This is a genomic window from Chloroflexus sp., assembly GCF_034432675.1.
GTDB lineage: Bacteria > Chloroflexota > Chloroflexia > Chloroflexales > Chloroflexaceae > Chloroflexus.
In genome coordinates this window covers 1-4,930 of the sequence record NZ_DAOUBI010000021.1, presented here as the reverse complement: position 1 = coordinate 4,930, position 4,930 = coordinate 1, and the positions used below count along the sequence as shown (strand labels likewise).

At 56.9% G+C, this 4,930-nt stretch carries 4 protein-coding genes; 3 read left to right on the top strand and 1 reads right to left on the bottom strand.

Translation table 11 applies throughout. The features are described 5' to 3' along the window. The first annotated feature begins 997 nt into the window (after positions 1–997). Entirely contained in the window at positions 998–1,219 is a 222-nt protein-coding gene (locus VAE55_RS01845; protein WP_322814125.1) for a hypothetical protein, read from the top strand. Between the two features lie 341 nt (positions 1,220–1,560). Here VAE55_RS01845 and VAE55_RS01840 read toward each other — a convergent pair whose 3' ends face one another. Continuing rightward, a complete protein-coding gene (locus VAE55_RS01840; RefSeq protein WP_322814124.1) occupies positions 1,561–2,553 on the bottom strand; it encodes a zinc-dependent alcohol dehydrogenase family protein in 993 nt (330 codons plus the stop codon). A 548-nt stretch (positions 2,554–3,101) separates the two neighbouring features. On the opposite strand from VAE55_RS01840, the gene VAE55_RS01835 reads away from it, so the two are divergent. Both VAE55_RS01835 and VAE55_RS01830 read left to right on the top strand, forming a co-directional pair. Beyond that, entirely contained in the window at positions 3,102–4,421 is a 1,320-nt protein-coding gene (locus VAE55_RS01835; protein WP_416181158.1) for an MBL fold metallo-hydrolase, read from the top strand. A 20-nt stretch (positions 4,422–4,441) separates the two neighbouring features. Continuing rightward, on the top strand, positions 4,442–4,723 hold the full coding sequence (locus VAE55_RS01830; protein WP_322814122.1) for a DUF3006 domain-containing protein: 282 nt from the start codon (positions 4,442–4,444) through the stop codon (positions 4,721–4,723). The last annotated feature ends 207 nt before the right edge of the window (positions 4,724–4,930 follow it).

Sequence of the window (4,930 nt, the reverse complement as noted above, 5' to 3'; positions counted from 1 at the left end):
TCGCCATGGGTGCTGTTGTGGGCGACTGGCCAGGCGACAGTGCGCCGCGCCAGCCGTGCCAACACGTGCTGGATGAATTGCTTTACCCGTTCGTCATACGTGTATCGCACGGTTTGGAGTGCAGCAGCCATGCTGCCGCGCTAGCCTCGCTCACCATCCGGCGCGTGGTGGAGCGGTGCCTCGGATGGTCATAGCACGAACACATAGCTGTATCTCGTTCCCATCCCGCACACCGGCAGGGATACCGCTTCCAGCCCGGCCTGCCCTCGTATGGCGTGCGGCAGCCATGCTGCCGCGCCAGCCGTACTCACGATCTGGCGCGTGGCATTCCCGTTCCCCATCCTGGTCACGGGGGTGCTGAATGTGCTCATACCGATCATCGAGTCGGTCCGGTATGCATGCGATACCTGCGCGTAGATGTTTAGTTGTACCAGGTTCGTGCCCGCACACCATTGGCCACGGTCAGCACCTGACAGCAGTAGAGAGGAATGCCTCCACGCAGGCTGGAAGCCTGCGCCACGGCGAGCACTTGCAGCCCGACCTAACGCAGCGTGACGTGTGGGTAATGCATAGCCTGCTGGGGGCAGGAACTGCCAGGCCAGGATGACGTCCGCTGTTACACACTGGTTCAGGGGCGATACTACGCTGGAAGCAGACACAATGTGCGGTTTCCGTAGTGCGCCGGAGGTGCGCACTCCCCGGACGAGCCGGAGACGCACGCATAGCAGCACAACGCTCAGGTGTGGTGTCATGGTGATCATTGCATGTTATGACCGCTATTGCACCAGATGTTAGATTACGGTATGCCTCCTGCAACGTGATCGCAAACTGAACTGACACTCCGGTAGTCAACTAACAACCAACTGTGATTGTTCTTTTTTGCACAAACCCTCTTTTATTGGCTATGCTTAGTTCTGATGTGAGGTACCGAACGTGCCTTTCATCCAACGAACGACAATGGCGTCAGTTCGTTGCCCAATAGTCGAGGAGGGCACCTATGGGAGATACCTGGTTAGAATTGGCTGCGGCTGAAATCCACCAACGCGATCTGATCCGTAATGCCGAACGTGAGCGATTAATTCGTATGGCGAAGCGTTCGAACCGCGATGCCGAACGTGAGCAACTGGAGCGTATGGCAAAGCAGTTGTACCATGAGCGGTCGTGGTGGCGTCGCGGGTGGCAGCGGATCTTGCAATGGCTACGGCGTAGCAATGCCTGATCTGATAGGCCCCTGTTCCTGACCATGCCCGGAACAGGGGTGTTCTTTTGCACCACACTGGGATATTGCCCGCGATACGCTGGTGAGTGCATAGTGGGCTATGGTGTGTGCGGAAGCATGGCTTTCGTACTCCCGACCATACGACCCGTTTCCAGCCTTCTGCTATCCACCGACAACTGATAGACCGACACATCCCTTTTGGCAGTGAGGTGTTGGGGCGGTGCAGATTCTGGCTTTAGGGCTCTACAGAATACTGCTTGATCTCCTTGCAGGGTTCTCATCCAATGCACTCCCCTGTAGTTCGTGACGACAGACTCTGCGCAACCATGCACCTGCTCACTTCACCCCTGCGAAATCTGGATCACGGCGGCACCCTGTAACTTCCCCTGGCGGAGTGCGTTCAGGGCTGTATTCAGTTCGGTGAGTGGAAAGATCTGGACGGTTGTCCGCACCGGGATTTGTGGCGCGAGCTGCAAGAATGCCTCGCCATCCTCACGGGTTAGATTGGCGACCGAGCGCAACACACGCTCGCCCCACAGCAATTCGTAAGCGAAGGCAGGAATCTGGCTCATGTGAATGCCACCACACACCACGACGCCCCCTTTCTCGACAGCACGTAACGCATATGGAACGAGATCACCTACCGGGGCAAAGATGATTGCTGCATCGAGTGGCACCGGCGGCAACTCGGTTGAGCTGCCGGCCCAGACTGCGCCTAATTCGCGAGCAAAACGTTGCCCTTCTGTATCACCGGGACGGGTGAAGGCGAAGACTTCACGACCCTGCCAGCGTGCAACCTGCGTCATCAGATGTGCTGCGGCACCGAAGCCGTAGATACCCAATCGCTCGCCAGTACCGGCCAGGCGAAGTGCCCGATATCCGATCAGACCGGCGCAGAGTAGCGGTGCAACTGCGGTTGCGTCGTAGTCGGTGGGTAAGGCAAAGCAGAAACGTTGATCGGCAATGGTATACTCGGCAAAGCCGCCGGGTCGGGTATAGCCGGTAAACTGCGCCTGATCGCAAAGATTTTCGCGCCCATCACGGCAAAAACGACACTCGCCACACGTCCAGCCCAGCCAGGGCACACCAACCCGTTGTCCAACCGTCCAGCGCGTGACCCGTGCGCCAAGACGCTCGATAGTACCGACAATTTGATGACCTGGAATAAGGGGAAGGTTCGGCGCTGGTAATTCCCCATCGATAATATGGAGATCGGTACGACAGACGGCACACGCCTCAACCCGAATCAAAACCTCTTCGGGCTGTGGTGTTGGGACAGGAAGATCACGGTATTCAAGTGGTTGACCAGGTGCGGTGAAGACCATTGCGCGCATGGCATGCCTCCAGAAGAGAACTGAATTAACCGGGATGTTGATCGGTCATACATGATTGCAGTATAACTAAGGTCATCGCGTTCATCCGTGCAGCATGTGCGCCATTTCGCTTTACGGTGCCGCATGGATCGCGTCGTTTGGAGTGCGGGCATGATAATTCTATTGATGCGTCAGCGTGGCTGACGCACGCCACACGACGCGACACGCGCATGACGAGCGGGCAAGACAGCCGATCCAGAGTATGATTGCACTGTAGATGGTTGTCAGCACTGTCCTCTTCTATACCGACAGACTGGGAGCAGGATATGTTGTCGTTGGTGATTGGCAAGCGTTCGCGAAGCTGTGTGATAGTCTGCTGGCCCGACAGTACGGCTTGAGAGATACGTTCTACCGTACTCTATTCCGATCGCATGGTACACGCTGATCGCTGCTGACGGTATGCGGCACTCATGCGAATGCTGTTGTGATCGGGGGATCCGGTATGTGCGACCTGCACAGTCCAGGCTCTGTGCTACGTCAGAGTGATCTTCAATGAAAGGGAGATAACGATGCCCCGCCAAACTACGTGTCCTTTCTGTGGTGCAATGCTACGATCATCGGCCAGATTCTGTAGCATGTGCGGCAGAGCCCTTCATCGTCCAACTGCACCACGGCAACGTCCTGCCCGATCGCGTTTCCGGTTGAGCTGTGGTAGCCTGGTGATTGGCCTGATCGGCTTCATCCTGATCTGCGGCGCTCTCAACGCTCTCTTGCCAGACCGGGCCGTAACATCAGGTACGGCTGATCAAGAGCGGCCACAATCTGTCGGCACGACAGGTAATGATACTCCAACCACACGACCACCAACCCCAACAGCTACGCAGATTCCATCGGCTGCGCCGACCGTAATTGTCGAGCAACCCGCCATTGTCGGGGAGCAACCCCTGGAAGTGCATGTGATTGATGTTGGTCAGGGTGACAGCATTCTGATCCGCACCCCAGAGGGGAAAACGGCGCTGATCGATGGTGGATACGACAACGGCCTGGCACTTGCCTATCTCCGTGAGCGGGGGATCGGCCAGATTGATGTGATGGTCGCCTCGCATCCGCACGCCGACCACATTGGCGGGCTGGTTGAAGTGCTGAGAGCGTTACCGGTCAAAGGGTTCTGGACGTCTGGTGCAACCCATACCACCAGTACCTACGAACAACTCCTCGATGCGATTGATGCGGCAAGGGTTCCGTATTATGAAGTGCAGCGTGGTGATACCATTCCGCTGGGTCGGTTACGTTTCGAGGTGCTGCACAGCGATCCCGAGGCCGACGATCTCAACAACACCTCGGTCGTGCTGCGCCTGGCTTACGGGAATGTCTCGTTTCTATTCACCGGCGATGTAGAGGCGGCTGCCGAGCTGGACATGCTATCAACAGTGCGTGAGCGACTCAACGCCACTATTCTGAAGGTCGCTCACCACGGATCGCGCACCTCTTCAACAGCCGAGTTTCTGGCTGCAGTACAGCCAAGGATTGCCGTCTACTCGGCCGGACGCGACAACAATTACGGTCATCCACACCGCGAAACCATTCAAGCCCTGCAGTGGGTAGGGGCCGCAGTGTACGGCACGGATGAACATGGCACTATCGTTATCGTCACCAACGGCGTTGACTATCAGATTCAAACCGGGTATGATCGGCCACCGACTACTGCACCAGAAACGCTCGGTACTGCTCCCTCATCCAACAACACGACCCAGGGTGATCGTGATTGCAGCGATTTTGCGACCCAGGCTGAAGCCCAGGCATTCTTCCTTGCCAACGGCGGCCCGGCCCGCGATCCACACCGGTTAGATGGCGATGACGACGGGATTGCCTGTGAACGCCTTCCCTAGAATAAGAAAGGAATTGCCGTATGGAAGAGGTTCGGTATGAACAGGGCGTGATTGATCGCTTTGAAGGTGAATACGCAGTGATCCTGATCGGTCAAACCCAGCGACCGCACGATGTGATGCGTACCATGCTCCCGGCGAATGCCCGTGAAGGCGACTGGCTGCGCATTCAATGGCTAGCGGATCAAATAACCGCGATTGAACTCGACCCGGAAGCAACTGCTGCTGCTCGTCGGCGTATCCAGGCCAAATTAGCCCGCCTGCGCCGGGGAGATCATCTGCAGCAGGATGAAACGAGCGAGTAAGGCGGTAGCCGTGTGCTGTTAAGACTTCGGTGTAATAGCAACAGCGCACGGATGAGCGCACTCTTGCCACTGGAATTGCGACCAAACAACAGTGTGATCGGTCGCAACTCAACCTAACCGCTGTCTTCAAAGCCCATGAAGTTCTGCACTCGAAAAGCAGTAACGGTCATCTTATGGTTTCCTCATGGTAAGTTGCAGGCGTCCCTG

Excerpts from the sequence above, each read along its gene's own strand:
- VAE55_RS01845 (WP_322814125.1), top strand. The coding sequence starts at position 998 with ATGGGAGATACCTGGTTAGAATTGGCTGCGGCTGAAATCCACCAACGC.
- VAE55_RS01840 (WP_322814124.1), bottom strand. The coding sequence starts at position 2,553 with ATGCGCGCAATGGTCTTCACCGCACCTGGTCAACCACTTGAATACCGT.
- VAE55_RS01835 (WP_416181158.1), top strand. The coding sequence starts at position 3,102 with ATGCCCCGCCAAACTACGTGTCCTTTCTGTGGTGCAATGCTACGATCA.
- VAE55_RS01830 (WP_322814122.1), top strand. The coding sequence starts at position 4,442 with ATGGAAGAGGTTCGGTATGAACAGGGCGTGATTGATCGCTTTGAAGGT.